Here is a 17,218-nt window from a genome sequence, read left to right as displayed (position 1 = left end):
GTCAGGCCGCGACTTCGAGGCCGCGGGGCAGTTTGAAGGAAATCGTCTCGCGCGTGGTCTCGACCTCGAACTCGCTGACCTCGAACCGCTCCGACAGCCGGTCGACGAGTTCGCGGACCAATACTTCGGGGGCCGAGGCTCCGGCGGTGATGCCGAGTGTCCGGACGCCTTCGAGGAAGTCGAAATTCAGATCGCTGGCGCGCTGCACGAGCAGGGCCGGCGTGCCCTCGCGTACCGCGACCTCGACCAGCCGGACCGAATTGGAGGAATTGGGCGCGCCGATCACCAGCATCGCGTCGCAAGCGCCGGCGATCTTCTTGACCGCGGCCTGACGGTTCGACGTGGCGTAGCAAATGTCCTCGCCACGCGGTGCCTGGATCGCGGGAAAGCGGCGCTGCAGCGCCTCGACGATGGCGGCGGTATCGTCGACCGACAGCGTCGTCTGAGTGAGGAAAGCGAGATTGGCGGGGTCGGACGGCGTCATCGTCTCGACATCGGCGACGGTTTCTACCAGCGACATCGATCCTTCGGGGACCTGGCCGAAGGTCCCGATCACCTCGGGATGGCCCTCATGACCGATGAAGACGATGTGGCGGCCGGCGGCGACCAGCCGTTCGGCCTGGCGATGCACCTTGGAGACGAGCGGGCAAGTGGCGTCGAGATAGGAGAGGCCGCGCTGCGCTGCCTTGGTCGGCACTGCCTTGGGCACGCCGTGCGCGGAAAAGACCACCGGCACGCCGTCCGGCACTTCGTCAAGCTCCTCGACGAAGATCGCGCCTTTCTCGCGCAGCGCGTCGACGACGAACTTGTTGTGGACGATCTCGTGCCGGACATAGACCGGCGCACCATATTTCTCGATCGCCAGCTCGACGATCTGGATCGCGCGGTCGACGCCAGCGCAAAAGCCGCGCGGCGCGGCAATGAGCAGTTCGAGTGGCGGTTTCTGGAGATCGGTCATCACGATGGGCTCTACGCGATTGCTTGCGTGCGCGAAAGCCGGTTCCTATGGTGCGCGTCGTTCCCGGGCCGGTGCGCGCAAGCGCGAGGCCCCTTCCTATGTGTTTCCATGTGATAAGGTGCGTGTGCCCGTGACAGCCCGGAAAATTGCCGTTCCCGCCATCCTGATGCTGCTGGCCGGCGGCTGCTCCACCACCGGAGACATTGACGAAACGGGTGGCATCACGGCGATCCGTTCGGCCTGTCCGACCGTCGGCGTTCCCGCGGCGACCGGCGATATCACCCTGTTCGATCCGCCGGCCAGTACCGTGGCGACCGCGATCGACGTTGCGGCGGTGATGACCAATGTCCGCTCCACCTGCGCCGATGCGACCGACGACATCGTCACCACCGTCACCTTCGATATCCAGGCGCGCCGGGCGCGCACCGATACGGCGCGCGACGTGAGTCTGCCCTATTTCATCACCGTCGTGCGGGGCGGCACCGCCGTTATCGCCAAGCGCGTCGGCCATGTCTCCGTGCATTTCAATGCCGGGCAGGACCGCGCGACGGCCAGCGGCCAGGCGAGCAGCACCATCTCCCGCGCGGCGGCCAGCCTTTCCGAAGATGTCCGCAAGAAGCTGACCGAAAAGCGCAAGGCGGGCGGCAGCGACGCCGCGGTCGACCCGCTGACTCGTCCGGAGATTCGCCAGGCCGTGCTGCGCGCCACCTTCGAGGCGCTGGTCGGCTTTCAGCTGACCGACGATCAGCTCAAGTACAACGCCACCCGGTGACCGAGGTCCGGGCCTTTGCCCTGCTGACGGGCAAGGCCCGGTACCTCGGGCGGGGCGAAAACAGCGCCATCGCCAAGTCTCCCGTCACCGGGCCGGTGAAGATCGGCTTTCTTGGGCTGGAAGGCGACGAGCAGGCCGATCCGACCGTTCATGGCGGGCCGGACAAGGCGCTGCATCATTATCCCCATGATCATTATGCGCGCTGGAGCGAGGACAGGGTGGACGATCCGGTGCTCGCGGCGCCGGGGGCCTTTGGCGAGAATATCGCGACGCTCGGGCTGACCGAAGATCAGGTCTGCATCGGCGACCGGTTCCGCCTGGGCCGCGCGCTGATCGAGATCAGCCAGGGCCGGCAACCCTGCTGGAAGCAGGCTGAACGGCTGCGCTGGCCGGCTCTCCCGGCACTGATGGTCAAGGAACGGCGCAGCGGATGGTATTACCGCGTGATCGAGGAAGGCGCCGCCGAGCCGGGCGAGGCCCTGGCGATGGTCGAGCGCCCCTTGCCAGGGTGGACAGTCCGCCGCGTCTTCGGTCTGCTCATCGCCGGGGACCATCGTCACGACCCGGCGGCGCTTCGTGACCTTGCGGTTATGGAACTGCTGTATGACGGATGGCGGCACCGTGCCCTCAAATTGATGGCTTAGCTAAAAGCGTTACCAAGGCCGATTGACTCGCATGCTGCACCGCGTCACACCGGGCATGTCGATGGAGGGCAACTTCCATAGGCACGCGCGGGAGAGACCCCGGACGTGGGACCCTTGTCAAAGCAATGGCTTGGCATGGAATCCCTGATCCAGGGCGCCGAAGGAGCAACCGCCCCGGAATCTCTCAGGCACACCGGACCGCGCGGGCTATCGACACTCTGGAAAGCGGCCGAGGCGATGTTTGCCCGGCCCACCGAAGGGGTAAGCCATCCTGCGCAAGCGGGTGGTCAAAGCTCTCAGGTTCCCGTGACAGAGGGGGCGGCGAAACGCGGCGTAAGATGCGCTGCGTAACGCCGTGACACCTTGTGACGGAGACCGGCATTGAGTGACAACGAAGGCCCCGAAATCGAGATCCAGACGCTGCCGCTCGATGCGTGGCACCGTGCGCGGGACGGCCGGATGGTCGAATTCGCCGGCTATCACATGCCCGTCCAGTATGAAGGCATCATGGCCGAGCATCTGTGGACGCGCGACTCCGCCGGTTTGTTCGACGTCAGCCATATGGGCCAGCTGCTCTTTACCGGCGACGGCGCCGATGCCGCGCTCGAAGCGCTGCTGCCGGGCGACATCAAGGGGCTTGCCCCTACGAAGATGCGCTATTCGCTGCTGCTCGCGGGGAATGGCGGCATTCTCGATGATCTGATGGTCACGCGCCGCGAGGACGGCATCTACATGGTCGTCAACGGCGCGACCAAATATGACGACATCTCCTATCTCCTCGATCACCTGCCCGAGGACATCACGATCAACATCATGGACGAGCAGGCGCTGCTCGCGCTGCAGGGGCCCAAGGCAGTCGATGTGCTGTCGCGGCTGGTACCGGGCGTCGAGGCGTTGGTGTTCATGACCGCGGGTGCGTTCGAGTGGAACGGCACGCCGCTGTGGATCAGCCGCTCGGGCTATACCGGTGAGGACGGGTTCGAGATTTCGGTGCCGGCCGAGGCTGCCGAGGCACTCGCCGATGCGCTGACCGCCGAGGCCGAAGTGAAGCCGATCGGGCTCGGCGCGCGCGATTCGCTGCGGCTCGAGGCCGGCTTGCCGCTCTACGGGCATGATCTCGATCCCAAGACCACGCCGGTGATGGCCGATCTCGGCTTCGCTTTGTCCAAGCGCCGTCGCGAGGAAGGCAATTTCATGGGCGCCGAGCGTATCCTGCTCGAGCGCGAGCAGGGCGCGGCGGTCAAGCGCGTCGGCCTGGTCGTCGAAGGCCGCCAGCCAGTGCGCGAGGGCGCGGCGGTGGTCGATGCGGAGGGTTCCGAGGTCGGCAAGGTCACCAGCGGCGGTTTCGCCCCGAGCTTCGGTGCGCCGATCGCCATGGCCTATGTGCCCGCCGCGATGGCGGCGATCGGCACCGTCATCCAGATTACGCAGCGCGGCAAGGTCCACCAGGCGACCGTCACCGCGATGCCGCTGATTCCACACCGCTATGTCCGAGCAGGAGGCAAGTAAGATGAGCCGTTACTTCACCGAAGATCATGAATGGGTCGATGTCGACGGCGACATCGGCACGGTCGGCATCAGCGAGTACGCGCAAGGCCAGCTCGGCGACATCGTGTTCGTCGACGTGCCGGCGGAGGGCAAGGAACTGGCGAAGGGCGACGAGGCCGCGGTGGTCGAATCGGTCAAGGCCGCATCGGACGTCTATTCGCCGGTCTCGGGCACCGTGCTTGAAGGTAATGCTGCGCTCGGCGACAATCCCGGGCTCGTCAACGAGGATCCCGAGGCCGAGGGCTGGTTCTTCAAACTGACGCTCAGCGATCCGGAAGAACTCAAGAGCCTGATGGATGAGGCGGCCTACGCCGCTTTCGTCGCGAAGCTTTGATGTGACGTACTCCCCTCCCGCTTGCGGGAGGGGTTGGGGGTGGGCTCGCGCTTTCCTCCAACGCTCCGCCCGGAATTGGCCGGGCGCCCACCCCCGACCCCTCCCGCAGGCGGGAGGGGGGAGATTGCTTGAATGCGGTATTTGCCCCTTACCGACAATGATCGTCAGGCGATGCTCGCCACGATCGGCGCCAGGTCGATCGACGATCTGTTCGTCGACGTGCCCGCCATTGCCCAACTCGACGGCCCGATCCACGGCCTTCCGGGCCATGCGAGCGAATTGGCGGTCGAACGCCACATGTCGGCGCTGGCGCGCAAGAATCTGGCGGCGGGCGACGCGCCCTTCTTCCTTGGCTGCGGTGCCTACAAGCATCATGTGCCGGCGAGCGTCGACCATCTGATCCAGCGCGGCGAATATCTGACGGCCTATACGCCGTATCAGCCCGAGATCGCGCAGGGCACGCTGCAGATGCTGTTCGAGTTCCAGACCCAGGTCGCGCGGCTGCTCGGCACCGATGTGGCGAACGCGTCGATGTACGATGGCTCGACCGCCTGCTGGGAAGCGATCGGCATGGCGCGGCGGGTGACCAAGCGGGCCAAGGCGATCCTGTCGACCGGGCTTCACCCGCATTATGTTTCCGTCGCGAAGACCATGGCGAAGTTCACCGGTGATGTGCTGGAAACCGGCACACCGTCGCTGTCGGCCGGGACCGACATCGCCGACCTGATCGCGGCGATCGACAACGATACGTCCTGTGTCGTCGTCCAGTATCCCGATATCCTCGGCCGGATCGACGACCTGTCCGAGCTGGCCGCCGCTTGCCACGCCAAGAAGGCGCTGCTGATCGCCGTGGTCACCGAGCCCGTGGCGCTGGGTGCGATCAAGTCGCCGGGCGAGATGGATGCGGATATCGTCGTGGGCGAAGGCCAGTCGATCGGCGTCGGGCTTCAGTTCGGCGGGCCCTATGTCGGGCTGTTCGGCTGCAAGGAAAAATATGTCCGCCAGATGCCGGGCCGGCTCTGCGGGGAGACGCAGGACGCGGACGGCCGTCGCGGTTTCGTGCTGACGCTGTCGACGCGCGAGCAGCATATCCGCCGCGAAAAGGCGACGTCGAACATCTGCACCAATTCCGGTCTCTGCGCGCTGGCCTTCTCGATCCACATGACCCTGCTCGGCGAGGCCGGACTGCGCGCGCTGGCCGAGACCAACCACGCCGGTGCGGTCGCCGCAGCGGAGCGGCTCGCGCAAATACCGGGCGTCGAACTGGTCAACGAGACCTTCTTCAACGAATTCACCCTGAAGCTGCCGGTCGAGGCGCGGCCCGTGGTGCGGACGCTGGCCGATCGCGGCATCCTGGCCGGCGTGTCGCTCGGGCGGCTCTATCCCGGCGAGAGCGATCTGGCGAACGGCCTGGTCGTCGCGGTGACCGAGACGACCACCATGGAGGATGTCGAGACACTTGCCTCCGCGCTCCAGGAGGTGCTGGCATGACCACTCCTCCTTCCGTTCGCCCTGAGCTTGTCGAAGGGCTGTTCTTTTCTTTCAACCGTTCAAAAGAAGGGCTGGGCTTCGACAAGCTCAGCCCGAACGGGTTTGTGCGAGGAACCCAGGCATGACGATCAACGCAAGCGGCTGGCGCCCGGAGCGCCCCGAGGCCGGTTCCGCCACGGCCCCGACCTTCACCGGCAACAAGGCGCTGATGCTGGAAGAGGCGCTGATCTTCGAGATCGGCTCGACCGGGACCACGGGTGTGGAAGTTGCGGCCCCGGCCAAGGTCGCCTCGCGGCTTGGCAACCTGAGTCGGTCGGCGCCGATTGGCCTTCCGGGCCTGTCCGAGCCCGAAGCGGTGCGCCACTACACGCGCCTGTCGCGGCAGAATTACGCGATCGACCTCGGCCTGTTCCCGCTCGGTTCGTGCACGATGAAGCACAACCCGCGGCTCAACGAGAAGATGGCGCGGCTGCCCGGTTTCGCCGATATCCACCCGCTCGCGCCGGTCGATACGGTGCAGGGCGCGCTCGAGGTGATCCACCAGCTCGCGCACTGGCTGGTGACGCTGACCGGCATGCATTCCGTCGCGATGAGCCCCAAGGCGGGCGCGCATGGTGAGCTTTGCGGGATCCTGGCGATCCGCGCGGCGTTGGAAGCGCGGGGCGAGGGGCACCGCAAGGTGATCCTGGTGCCGGAGAGCGCGCATGGCACCAACCCGGCGACCGCGGCCTTTGCCGGCTATTCGGTCGAGGATATCCCCGCGACCAGCGAAGGCCGGGTCGATCTGGCGGCGCTGACCGCGCGGCTGGGGCCGGACGTGGCCGGGGTGATGATCACCAACCCCAATACCTGCGGGCTGTTCGAGCGGGACATGCGCAAGATCTCGGACGCGGTCCACGCGGCGGGCGGCCTGGTCTATTGCGACGGGGCGAACTTCAACGCGATCGTCGGGCGTGTGCGTCCGGGCGATCTCGGCATCGACGCGATGCACATCAACCTGCACAAGACCTTCTCCACGCCGCATGGCGGCGGCGGACCGGGTTCGGGGCCGGTGGTGTTCTCGGAAGCGCTGGCGCCCTATGCGCCACTGCCCTTCGTCGAGAAGACGGCGGACGGCTTCCGCCTCGTCGAGGAAGAGACCGCCGAGGAGCATCATGCGGGCAGCTTCGGGCGCATGGTCGCCTTCCAGGGGCAGATGGGCATGTTCACCCGCGCGCTGACCTATATCCTCAGCCACGGCGCCGATGGCCTGCGGCAGGTGGCGGAGGATGCGGTGCTCAACGCGAACTATATCCTGCGCTCGCTCGACGGCACGCTCGATGCACCGTTCGGGGCGTCGGGGCCGTGCATGCATGAGGCCCTGTTCTCGGATTCGAACCTGGCCGAGGGTTTCTCGACGATCGACGTCGCCAAGGGGCTGATCGACGAGGGCTATCATCCGATGACGATGTATTTTCCGCTGGTGGTGCACGGCGCGATGCTGGTCGAGCCGACCGAGACCGAGAGCAAAGCGGCGCTCGATCAGTTCATCGGCGCGCTGCGTTCGGTGGCGGAGCGGGCCAAGGCGGGCGATGTCGCGCTGAAATCGGCGCCGCATTTTGCGCCGCGCAGCCGGCTCGACGAAACGCTGGCCGCGCGCAAGCCGGTACTGGTGTGGAAGGATCAGGAGCTCGCGCAAGCGGCGGAGTAAGGGCGGTCACGAACCCGTCACAGTGACGGGGCATCGTGGGGCGCATAGGGAGTGGGGGACGGGGATGCAGGTTCATACCGGGCAGCCGCAAGGCTGGATGCAATATGCCATCCCGATCGCGATCTTCGTTCTGGTCTTCGCCTTTCGCGCCCGGCGGCTGAGCCAGCTTCGACCGCTTCGGATCGAGCGGCTATGGATTTTCCCGGCCATCTATCTGGTGGTCTGCCTCGGCATGCTGGTCCAGTTTCCGCCGACGCCGGTGGGATGGGGGCTGTGCGCGGTCGCGCTGGCGGTCGGCGCCGCGCTCGGCTGGCAGCGCGGCAAGACGATGCGGATCACCGTCGATCCCGACACGCATCAACTCAACCAGAAGGCGTCGCTGGCCGGCATCGCCTTTCTGTTCGGGATCGTAGGGCTGCGTGCCGCTGCGAGGGCGGGGAGCAGCGCGTTGCACCTGAACGTCGCGATGCTGACGGATATGCTCGTCGTCCTGGCGCTCGGCCTGTTCGCCGTGCAGCGCGTCGAGATGTATCTGCGCGCGACGCGGCTGCTCGATGAGGCGCGGGCGGCGAAGGTCTAGAACCAGCGCGGGACGTCCTGCTTGTAGGCGTCATAATCGGCCCCGAACTTGCCGAGCAGATAGCGTTCCTCGCGCGCGATGACCTGGGTGCGGATCAGCAGGATCGCGACCGGCAACAGCAGGAGCGCGGTGAAACTGTCGAACAGGATGGCCAACCCGGCATGGAGGATCGCCATGCCGAGATACATCGGGTTACGCGTGACGCGGTAGATGCCGGTCGTGACCAGGCTGGTCGAGGATCGCCAGGGCCTCGTCGCGGTGCCCAGCCTGCGGAATCGTTCCGAGCCCGCCAGAATCACGCCGGCACCGAGGAGGAGGAGCGTCCCGCCGGTCATGATCGACAGCGTGCCGGCGGGGCCGAGCCGGCCGGTCAGGCCGGTCCAGGCGAACCCCAGGAGAAGCACGCCGAGATAGATGAGAGGGGGCGGGAAGCCCACTTTCGCGCTGTCCGGATCAATTCGCATGGCTCTCTCCGATGATCGCCGCGCATCATGCGGGGAGGGATGCAGCGAACGCAAGGCCCTGGCGCTAGACGATCGCCTGCTCGGTCTCGGTCTGCCGTCGGACATGTTCGCGCCACACGATATAGAGCCCGCTGCCGATGACGATCGGCGCCCCGATCCAGGTCGAGAGGCTGGGAAATGTCCCGAACAGGAGCCAGCCGTAAAGCGTCGCCCAGAGCAGCGACGAATAATCCATCGGCACCACGATCGAGACCGGCCCGAGCTTGAGCGCGGTGGTCAGCGCGATCTGGCCGAGATTGCCGATCACGCCCACGCCGATCAGCAGGAGCCAGACCTCCAGCGCGTGCTTCTGGTGATCCATCGCATAGACGATGCTCAGCGGGATCATGGACAGCGTCGCGAACCAGAAGACCGTGGTGTAGGGACTTTCCGTCCGCCCGATCCTGCGCAGCTGGATCGAGACGATCGCGGCGAGGAACCCGGCGGAGAGGCCAGCGACCGTGCCCCAGAGGACGAAATGGCCCGTCCCCGGACGCGCGACGATCAGCACGCCGACGAATCCCGCGACGACCGCGAGCCAGCGATGCCAGCCGGTCGGCTCGCCCAGCACCAGCGCGCCGAGGATCGTGGCGAAGATCGGCACGGTGAACTGCAAGGTGGTCGATTCGGCGAGCGGCAACAGCGTCACCGCGATGAACAGGCAGCTCATGCTGCTCAGGCCGACCACGGCGCGGAAGACATGCGCCCCGAGCTGGGCGGTGCGGATCGTCGCGAGCCCGGGGCCCAGCGCGATCACCGTCGCGACCAGCGGAACCCCGACCGCCTGGCGGAAGAACAGGATCTCGGACAGGTGGGCGCCGCGATATTCCGCGAGCTTGATCAGCGCCGTCATCGTCGCGAGGCACACCACTGACAGGAGGCGGAGCGCGATGGCGGGAAGGATGCGGTCAGTGGTCATCTGGTCGCTCGCTCTTGCGGAAGAGTGAGCCGAGGAACAAGTCCGGGGTGACGGATTAATCCGGAGCCGCTATCCGGCCTCGCATGATCAAGCATGCTCTCCCCGTCACCCGCGAGGCCGATTTCTCGGCCTGGTACCAGTCCGTCATTTCGGAAGCCGATCTTGCCGAGGAATCCGGCGTGCGCGGCTGCATGGTCATTCGGCCATGGGGGTATGGCATCTGGGAGCGGATCCAGCGCCTGCTCGACGACCGGATCAAGGCGACCGGCCATGAGAATTGCTATTTCCCGCTGTTCATCCCGCTGTCCTATTTCGAGAAGGAAGCGGAGCATGTCGAAGGGTTCGCCAAGGAGATGGCGGTCGTCACGCATCACCGGCTGGTGAGCGACGGCAAGGGCGGGCTGATGCCCGATCCGACCGCGAAGCTGGAAGAGCCCCTGGTCGTGCGGCCGACATCGGAGACGGTGATCGGCACCGCCTTTGCGCGCTGGGTGCAGTCGTGGCGCGACCTGCCCGTGCTGATCAACCAATGGGCGAACGTCGTGCGCTGGGAAATGCGCACGCGCATGTTCCTGCGCACCAGCGAGTTTCTCTGGCAGGAAGGGCATACCGCGCATGCCACCGCCGAGGAGGCGCGCGAAGAGACGCTGAAGATGCTGGAGGTCTATCGCAGCTTCGCCGAGGATTGCCTGGCGCTGCCGGTCGTCGCGGGCGAGAAGCCGGAGAATGAGCGCTTCCCCGGCGCCGTCGCGACCTATTCGATCGAGGCGATGATGCAGGACGGCAAGGCGCTCCAGGCGGGCACCAGCCATTTTCTCGGCACCAATTTCGCGAGCGCGCAGGGCATTCGTTTCCAGAATGCCGCGGGCGAGCTGGAGCTGGCCAATACGACGAGCTGGGGCGTCTCCACGCGCATGATCGGCGGCGTGATCATGGTGCATGGCGATGACGACGGCCTGCGCGTGCCGCCGCGTATCGCGCCGTGGCAGATCGTGATCGTGCCGATGCTGCGCGACCAGCCCGAGGACGCGGAGATCGTCGATTATTGCAAGGCGCTGCAGGCCGAACTGGCAAAGCTGTCGGCGTTCGGCGAGCCGGTGCGCGCGCTGCTCGATCTCAAGCCGGCCAAGGCAGCGACCAAGCGCTGGGGCTGGGTGAAGAAGGGCGCGCCGATCGTGATCGAAGTCGGCGGCCGCGATGTGGCGGGCGGCAACGTCTCGGTGATCCGGCGCGACCGGCTGTACCGCGAGGACGGCAAGCTCGACAGCGCCGTGGTGGCGCAGGCCGATTTTGTCAGCGATGCGGTAGCTATGCTGGAGGGCATCCAGACGAGCCTGCATGCCGAGGCACGCGGACGGCTCGAGGCGAACATTGCGCGCGATGTGGCCGATTTCGCCGGGATCGAGCGGGTGTTCGCCGAGAGCGAGAAGAACCCGGGCTGGGTCGAAGTGCAATGGTCGAAGCCGACCGGCGCCGCGCTCGACAAGGTGGTGGAGCGGCTGAAGGCGCTCAAGCTGACGATCCGCAACGCGCCGATGGATGCGGCGGCGATCGATGGCGCGTGCCTGTTCACCGGCGAGCCGGCGGTGGAACGGGTTTTGGTGGGGCGGTCCTACTAGGGCCTCACCTTTCCTGTCGCACCGCCGGCACTCCGTAGCGCCGCGCGTGATGCGGTAATGGATCGGTCATGGGAAAGAGCGGGACAGGATGATGCTCACGCGCCATCCTGCCTCGTCTTTGCATGCATGGTGGTGCCGTTGAATCGATCGGTGGTCGAAGCGGGTTGAGTCACGATTTTCGCGATGTATCCGGCGATCCGGATGCAGCCGATTGGCCGCGGGGCCGCCAGTGCGACAGTGATCGTGCCGGCTGTTGGAGCCACGGCGCAGTATCGCGGTAGAACAGCTGTCGGACATTGCGCTGATGTGTTCGATTTCGGCAAATAACCGGCGATTTATGCGAGGCACCTGCGAACGGGGCGGAATCGAGCGGTTCTTGGTGGTCGTGCGAGAATTATTACGTGGCGCGGGTTGCGAGGTGCGTGGGGACTGGGAATGCAGGGCATAGGAGGGCGTAGCGTATTGCGACGATATTGTTGTCTTACTCGCAGAATTTTGCAGGGGGTATCGATTTTTCATCGCGCTTTTCTTTGTGCTGAAATCGGATACTTGGCGGCTCGCTCCAAATTGGGCTGGCTTGGTGGTTCGGGAGATTCCAGCACAAAGGGGCGGGAGGTTGAATCGGCGTTGGTGGGGCGGTGATGTCTGTCATGGGCCGATTGGCGGCGGTGTGTTGGGTTGCGGCAGGCCGCTAGCGGCCCTGTTGAAAGTCGCTTCCAGTTATGGCTGGAAGTGGAAGGTTAGCGGACGGGCAGTTCGGGAGCGCTGGAAGGCGAAGCGGACATTCGTCTAGGGAGTTCGCGGTGCCAGAAGACCCAATGGCAGTCACTCGCGGCGCCTTATAGTCTTCCCAACTTCCGACGTTCATTCATCGGTCTGCAGTCAACCTGCAGCGCCGCGGGATTGGCGAAAACCGGGACTTTCATGCCGGCCGGCGCCGCCGAGGACTTCATCGCCGAATGCGAGCGGCTGAAAATCGACCCGCCGACATTGTTCACCACCGCGCCCCCCGCCACGGCAACGCGCGAGAACATTCCCGAGATGATCGACTATCTGGAGATGATGGCTTTGCGGCGGCGGCCAAGCGGGGGCCTAGCCTATCACAAACCCGCTTTATTGACGGCGCTGGTCGCGCTGCCTGCCATGGCTGCATGATCAATCCGGCCAAAGCCGGAGATCGTCGTGCCCACGCCGGCGAAGCTACACCACGAGGTGGGACGCGATCGAATTCAGCACGAAGACTGCCCTCCTAAGCGGCAGGGAAATGCGCGCCTGACAGCGCCGACTAATCGGTGCGACGGGCAAACTGGCAGTTCATGCAAACCATGTATCCCAACTCCGCTTTGTCGGTGGACTATCGGAACTACATCCAGATCAACTGGACGCCCGGTCAGGGAACAATTCGCGATTTGATCATCAACAACTCGCCCTATAACGGCAACAACACTACGTCGTATATCAATCAGGTGGCCGGCAGCCTCGGCGTTTCGCCTGGCACTATGTACAGCAGCCTTACGCCTGCCCAGCAGGCCACCGTTCTGGTCCAGATTGCCAATATCGAGGGCTATTACGCTAACGGCGGGAAATAGTATTTGCGCCGACGGATCGCCGGACGGCTGACGGCCAATTACAGGGCTGATCAACCTTCCGGCGAAGGTGCAGGAGTATGCGTTCGGTGACGAAAAATCTTACCTTGGTGATCGTCGGCGCGCTCGCCGCGATCACATGTCGCGGCGATTCCCTTGCCGCCCGGCAAACCGGTGGTGTCGCGGCCACGGCCGAGATGGCGTGCGCAGCGTCTATCCGCGGCAGGTTGCAGGCCGCGGCTGGCATGCAGACGGAGAGGATGCCGCCGGCCTGCTACAGCTTTGACGGGGGCGCTCTCGGTGAACAGGTCACCGGCCTGTTCAGCGGATTGGGGACGCCCGATGCGCTGTCCTATTCGTCCGGCTTTCTTCGGTCGCCCGACGGCAAGGTCTTTCGGGGGACCCTGGAAGTCGCCTACCTATTCCCGCGAACACTCAACCGGGACCTGAGGGCACGCCCCGTCGACAAGGCGCATTATACAGTGCTTACCCTGCTCACCAGGGACGGCACCGTCCGCGCCGGCGATGTCCAGAGCTTCGCGGGTTTGCGGGTCGGCGATCCCTTGTCGAGAGTCTATAGCATGCTCGGCAAGCCATCCCGTTCGAACCGGCCCGGTGACATGCTCTTCTACGATCCCCTGCTGTACTACGTCGGTATCGACGAAACGACCAAGAGAGTTTCGGGATTCCGGATCTGGCTGGCGCCGGGCGATGAAGAGCAGATCGTGGGCCCGACGGCTTTTGCGTCGCGGAACGGCAACGGCAAACTTGTCGGCGTTTCCCTGCTCTATGCGGGGGTGCATCCGTAACGATACACGCCGTTGTCGCGTGAGCGAGCGGACGGCGAGACCAGCGAATGTGCCGCGTTACGCCTCGTCGTTGACCGCGCCGTTCCCGCCCGGCGCGTCGGCAGGTTGCTGGATTTCGGTCAACCGCCCCTCGGCGATCATCAGGATCCGGCTGGCAGATGCGAGGGTACGCGGCTGGTGCGCGACAAGAATCCTCGTACACTTCACCGACCTAATCATGGCCGAGACGCGTATCTCGCTCTGCGGATCCAGATGCGACGTGGCTTCGTCCAGAAACATCGCATATCCTAGTGGGCGAGGCGGGGGATTGATCAAGACCGCAGCCATCGAATCTAGTTTGAGGTCGGCCAAAACCCCGGCAAAAAGCTGGTTCGTGAATGACAAGATTGGAATCGAGCGCCTGGAAGCGTTTTTGAAACGTCCATGATAACTGACCGACAGGAGTTCCCTCCCATCCGAAAATCGGCGCAATAGCACAATATTGACGTCGCCGCCTTGCTCCAGCGGGGATTGCCGGTCGGCCAGCAGCGAAAGTTCAAGTTGGCGATGCTTCGGAAACCAGTCGATAGCCACCCAGAGGGCGCCGACCAAAACGATTGCTAAGTTAGTGAGCGCTACTCCGCGGTCAAAGTTCCAGAACTTGTTAGGGAGAGTCGGATTGGGTGGGGCGGCGGGCACGGATTCGGCGAAGAACTCATAGTAACTCCTCGGGGTCATCGAAATGGTTAATAATCGCGCGAGATTCGTCGACCATTTTCTCCGCAATTGCCACCGCGGCTCCATCGATTAGCCGTGCATAGATCTATCAAATAAGACCGCCAAGGACTCAGAGGCGCCGCCCGGCAGACCGTGCAGGCTGGGCTTTTCTAGCGCGGCGGCTTTTGAACAGTACTGCGCTGCTGCCGAATGACCGATTATGGGGCGCGTAGCTGCCGCGCCGAACCACGCCAACGAACGTCTGTTTACCTTGGATTACCGCTCCAAAGCGGCCATTCCGCTTTCCACCAGACGTGCACGTCGAATCGCCTGAACGAACGGCGGCTTCCGGGATTTTCCGTTGGTCTGCGGACGGCCGGCTTAGGGCGCAAAACAGTCGTTCGTCCTGTGGTGTTCCGTCGTCCCCGCAGGCACGCCTATCCCGGCAGTTCCGCCTTGGGAAACCCCGTCCACACCTGATCATAATCCTCATCCAGCGCCCCTGTCTCCAGCGCATAGTCGGTAGGATGGAACACCCAGCGGCTCTCGATCATGAAGGCCATGGTGCCGTCGATCTTATGCGGCTTCAGCTCCGCCTCGCTTGCGCCCTTCCAGCTCGCGACGTCGGGGCCGTGGCCGCTCATCTGGTTGTGCAGCGACAGCGCGCCCGGGTTGAAGCCGTCGGCCTTGGCGTCATAGGCGCCCGAGATCAGGCCCATGCATTCGCTCATCGTGTTGCGGTGGAACCAGGGCGGGCGGAAGGTATTCTCGGCGACCATCCAGCGCGGCGGGAAGATCACGAAATCGACATTCGCGGTGCCGGGCACGTCGCTGGGCGAGGTCAGGACGGTGAAGATCGAGGGATCGGGGTGGTCGAAGCTGACCGAGCCGATCGTGTTGAAGCGGGCGAGATCGTATTTCCACGGCGCGTAATTGCCGTGCCAGGCGACGACATCCATCGGCGAGCGGCCGAGATTGGTGGTCCAGAGCGATCCCAGGAATTTCTGCACCAATTCGACATCGCCCTCGCGGTCCTCGAACCAGGCGACCGGCGTCTCGAAATCGCGCGGGTTGGCGAGGCCGTTGGCGCCGATCGGGCCGAGATCGGGCAGGCGGAAGGGGACGCCGTGATTCTCGGCGACATAGCCGCGCGCCTTGCCGTCGGGCAGCACGACGCGGAAGCGTATGCCGCGCGGGATCAGGGCGATCTCGCCGGGTTTCACGTCGATGCGGCCGAGCTCGGTGAACAGGGTGAGGGTGCCCATCTCGGGCAGGATCAGCATCTCGCCGTCCGCCGAGACGAAGGCGCGGTCGACCATGTCCTTTGCGCAGCGGTAGATGTGCATCGCGACGCCGGCCTGGCTCTTCGGGCCGTCGCCGGCGACGACCATCGTCGTCAGGCTGTCGAGCCAGTCGGTGTCTTCGAGGTCGAGCGGGCCCCAGCGCAGGCGGTTGGGGGCGAGGGGTTGCTGGCTGATGCCGGGGGCGAAGCGATTGGCGCCGGTATAGCGCGTGAAGGCAGGGTGCGCGGCGGAGGGGCGCAGGCGGTAGAGCCAGGAGCGGCGATTCTCGTGGCGTGGGGCGGTGAAGGCGCTGCCGCTGAGTTGCTCGGTGTAGAGGCCGAACGGGGGCTTTTGGGGCGAGTTGCGGCCGATGGGGAGGGCGCCGGGGACTGCCTCGGTCGCGAAATGGTTGCCGAAGCCGGTTTGGTAGTCGGACATCGCGTTATCCTTCTCTCATGCCACCGCAACGGACTGTGTAGGGAAGCGAGGTTGCCGACATTGCACCGTCATGCCGGACTTGTTCCGGCATCCATGTTTCCGCTGGCGCCGCCAGCGGTGCGTGTGCGGAACGATGGACCCCGGAACAAGTCCGGGGTGACGGTGTGGAGTGCAAGCAACCCTTCGGGGTCTTTACGGCTCGACCTTACCCGGCACCACACCGCGCCTGATCTGGTCCAGTTCGATACTCTCGAACAGCGCTTTGAAATTGCCCTCGCCGAAGCCGTCATTGCCCTTGCGCTGGATGATCTCGAAGAAGATCGGGCCGACCATGTTCTCGGTGAAGATCTGCAGCAACAGGCCGCCGCCCGTTTCCGGCGCGCCGTCGATCAGGATGTCGCGCTTGCGCATTTCCTCGACGTCGTGGTTGTGGCCGGGCAGGCGCTTGTCGATCAGGTCGAAATAGGTCTGCGGCGTCGTCTGGAAGCGGATGCCGTTGGCGCGCAGCGCATCGACGGTGGCGAAGATGTCGTCGGTCGCCAGCGCGAGATGCTGGATGCCTTCGCCACGATAGTCCTTGATGAACTCCTCGATCTGCGAATGCTCGTCCTGGCTTTCATTGAGCGGGATGCGGATCTTGTCGTCGGGCGCGGTCATCGCCTTGGAGAACAGGCCGGTGGCCTGGCCCTCGATGTCGAAATAGCGGATCTGGCGGAAGTTGAAGATGCTCTCGTAATAATTTGCCCAATAATCCATCCGGCCGCGCTGGAGATTATGGGTGAGATGGTCGAGCGTGTGCAGGCCGACACTATGCTGGTCGGGCGAAGCGCCCTCGACAGGCTCGAAATCGATGTCGTAGATCGTCGCCGCGCCGCGCCGGTCGACCAGATAGAGGTTCGCGCCGCCAATGCCCTCGATCGCGGGAATGTTGAGCTCGGCCGGGCCGACCTTGCCCTCCACCGCGACCGCGCCGCGCTCGACCGCGAGCTTCAGCGCCTTGGCGGCATCGGCGACGCGGAAGGCCATGGCATTGGCCGATGGGCCATGCTGCTCGCGGAAATTCGCGACCTGGCCGTTCCCATCCATGTTGAGCAGGAAGTTGATGTCGCCCTGGGCATAGCGGCGGACATTCTTGGAGCGGTGCGTGCCGACATGCGTGAAGCCCATCTTCACGAACAGGTCCGCCAGCGCATCGGGATCGGGCCCGGTGAACTCGACGAACTCGAAGCCGTCCAGGCCCATGGGATTGTCTTGGCGGTCGGTCATCGCGAATCTCCGAGGAGCAAAGTGGTAACAGATGAAACTACATAGAGCAGCCTCATCCGTTCGTCCACCTCTCAACGCGGCG

The 17,218-nt window shown here is 64.8% G+C and carries 18 protein-coding genes and 1 riboswitch; of the genes, 12 read left to right on the top strand and 6 right to left on the bottom strand.

The features are described from left to right. Position 1: 1 nt before the first annotated feature. Positions 2 to 958 carry a 4-hydroxy-3-methylbut-2-enyl diphosphate reductase gene (gene ispH / locus ACZ1I5_RS10895; RefSeq protein WP_465173704.1) on the bottom strand — a complete coding sequence of 319 codons (957 nt, stop codon included), beginning with the start codon at positions 956 to 958 and terminating at the stop codon, positions 2 to 4. Between the two features lie 166 nt (positions 959 to 1,124). Between ispH and ACZ1I5_RS10890 the strand changes: the two genes are divergently transcribed. The 8 genes from ACZ1I5_RS10890 to ACZ1I5_RS10855 all read left to right on the top strand — a co-directional run bounded on the left by ACZ1I5_RS10890 (position 1,125) and on the right by ACZ1I5_RS10855 (position 8,017). Continuing rightward, entirely contained in the window at positions 1,125 to 1,730 is a 606-nt protein-coding gene (locus tag ACZ1I5_RS10890) for a hypothetical protein (protein WP_465173944.1), read from the top strand. Further along, positions 1,727 to 2,374: an MOSC domain-containing protein gene (locus tag ACZ1I5_RS10885; RefSeq protein WP_465173703.1), complete on the top strand. Its 648-nt coding sequence runs from the start codon at positions 1,727 to 1,729 to the stop codon at positions 2,372 to 2,374. Before ACZ1I5_RS10890 ends, ACZ1I5_RS10885 begins: the two co-directional genes overlap by 4 nt. A gap of 78 nt (positions 2,375 to 2,452) precedes the next feature. Beyond that, positions 2,453 to 2,585, top strand: a riboswitch (glycine riboswitch). Positions 2,586 to 2,755: 170 nt separating this feature from the next. After that, a complete protein-coding gene (gene gcvT / locus ACZ1I5_RS10880; RefSeq protein WP_465173702.1) occupies positions 2,756 to 3,883 on the top strand; it encodes a glycine cleavage system aminomethyltransferase GcvT in 1,128 nt (375 codons plus the stop codon). Position 3,884: 1 nt separating this feature from the next. Continuing rightward, entirely contained in the window at positions 3,885 to 4,256 is a 372-nt protein-coding gene (gcvH, locus tag ACZ1I5_RS10875; protein ID WP_465173943.1) for a glycine cleavage system protein GcvH, read from the top strand. A gap of 132 nt (positions 4,257 to 4,388) precedes the next feature. Continuing rightward, positions 4,389 to 5,747, top strand: coding sequence for an aminomethyl-transferring glycine dehydrogenase subunit GcvPA (gene gcvPA / locus ACZ1I5_RS10870; protein WP_465173701.1), 1,359 nt, complete (start codon positions 4,389 to 4,391; stop codon positions 5,745 to 5,747). Continuing rightward, the gene (locus ACZ1I5_RS10865) at positions 5,744 to 5,872 is read left to right on the top strand and encodes a hypothetical protein (protein ID WP_465173700.1); all 129 of its coding nucleotides are present in this window, start codon (positions 5,744 to 5,746) and stop codon (positions 5,870 to 5,872) included. Before gcvPA ends, ACZ1I5_RS10865 begins: the two co-directional genes overlap by 4 nt. After that, a complete protein-coding gene (gene gcvPB, locus ACZ1I5_RS10860) occupies positions 5,869 to 7,437 on the top strand; it encodes an aminomethyl-transferring glycine dehydrogenase subunit GcvPB (protein WP_465173699.1) in 1,569 nt (522 codons plus the stop codon). Before ACZ1I5_RS10865 ends, gcvPB begins: the two co-directional genes overlap by 4 nt. Before the next feature lie 64 nt (positions 7,438 to 7,501). Beyond that, complete coding sequence (locus tag ACZ1I5_RS10855) at positions 7,502 to 8,017, top strand: CcdC protein domain-containing protein (protein WP_465173698.1); 516 nt, start codon at positions 7,502 to 7,504, stop codon at positions 8,015 to 8,017. On the opposite strand, the gene ACZ1I5_RS10850 is transcribed toward ACZ1I5_RS10855, so the two are convergent. Both ACZ1I5_RS10850 and ACZ1I5_RS10845 read right to left on the bottom strand, forming a co-directional pair. Then, positions 8,014 to 8,481 carry a methyltransferase family protein gene (locus ACZ1I5_RS10850; RefSeq protein WP_465173697.1) on the bottom strand — a complete coding sequence of 156 codons (468 nt, stop codon included), beginning with the start codon at positions 8,479 to 8,481 and terminating at the stop codon, positions 8,014 to 8,016. The two genes, ACZ1I5_RS10855 and ACZ1I5_RS10850, sit on opposite strands and share 4 nt — an antisense overlap. A gap of 64 nt (positions 8,482 to 8,545) precedes the next feature. Next, complete coding sequence (locus tag ACZ1I5_RS10845; RefSeq protein ID WP_465173696.1) at positions 8,546 to 9,439, bottom strand: DMT family transporter; 894 nt, start codon at positions 9,437 to 9,439, stop codon at positions 8,546 to 8,548. An 83-nt stretch (positions 9,440 to 9,522) separates the two neighbouring features. On the opposite strand from ACZ1I5_RS10845, the gene proS reads away from it, so the two are divergent. The 4 genes from proS (at position 9,523) to ACZ1I5_RS10825 (ending at position 13,453) form a co-directional block, all read left to right on the top strand. Then, entirely contained in the window at positions 9,523 to 11,058 is a 1,536-nt protein-coding gene (proS, locus tag ACZ1I5_RS10840) for a proline--tRNA ligase (RefSeq protein ID WP_465173695.1), read from the top strand. Positions 11,059 to 11,982: 924 nt separating this feature from the next. Continuing rightward, positions 11,983 to 12,213, top strand: coding sequence for a hypothetical protein (locus ACZ1I5_RS10835; RefSeq protein ID WP_465173694.1), 231 nt, complete (start codon positions 11,983 to 11,985; stop codon positions 12,211 to 12,213). A 161-nt stretch (positions 12,214 to 12,374) separates the two neighbouring features. Further along, on the top strand, positions 12,375 to 12,647 hold the full coding sequence (locus ACZ1I5_RS10830) for a hypothetical protein (RefSeq protein WP_465173693.1): 273 nt from the start codon (positions 12,375 to 12,377) through the stop codon (positions 12,645 to 12,647). Between the two features lie 86 nt (positions 12,648 to 12,733). Then, positions 12,734 to 13,453: a hypothetical protein gene (locus tag ACZ1I5_RS10825; RefSeq protein WP_465173692.1), complete on the top strand. Its 720-nt coding sequence runs from the start codon at positions 12,734 to 12,736 to the stop codon at positions 13,451 to 13,453. Positions 13,454 to 13,510: 57 nt separating this feature from the next. Here the strand turns inward: ACZ1I5_RS10825 and ACZ1I5_RS10820 are convergent, their stop codons facing one another. The 3 genes from ACZ1I5_RS10820 to hppD form a co-directional block, all read right to left on the bottom strand. Continuing rightward, positions 13,511 to 14,170, bottom strand: coding sequence for an ATP-binding cassette domain-containing protein (locus ACZ1I5_RS10820; RefSeq protein WP_465173691.1), 660 nt, complete (start codon positions 14,168 to 14,170; stop codon positions 13,511 to 13,513). Positions 14,171 to 14,586: 416 nt separating this feature from the next. Continuing rightward, a complete protein-coding gene (gene hmgA, locus ACZ1I5_RS10815; protein ID WP_465173690.1) occupies positions 14,587 to 15,870 on the bottom strand; it encodes a homogentisate 1,2-dioxygenase in 1,284 nt (427 codons plus the stop codon). A 192-nt stretch (positions 15,871 to 16,062) separates the two neighbouring features. Then, positions 16,063 to 17,136 (bottom strand): 4-hydroxyphenylpyruvate dioxygenase, encoded by a 1,074-nt coding sequence (gene hppD, locus ACZ1I5_RS10810; RefSeq protein WP_465173689.1) that lies wholly within the window; start codon positions 17,134 to 17,136, stop codon positions 16,063 to 16,065. Between the last annotated feature and the right edge of the window lie 82 nt (positions 17,137 to 17,218).

Source organism: Sphingomonas sp. BL-S-30 (genome assembly GCF_055521475.1).
This window is presented reverse-complemented; position numbering and strand designations above follow the sequence as displayed.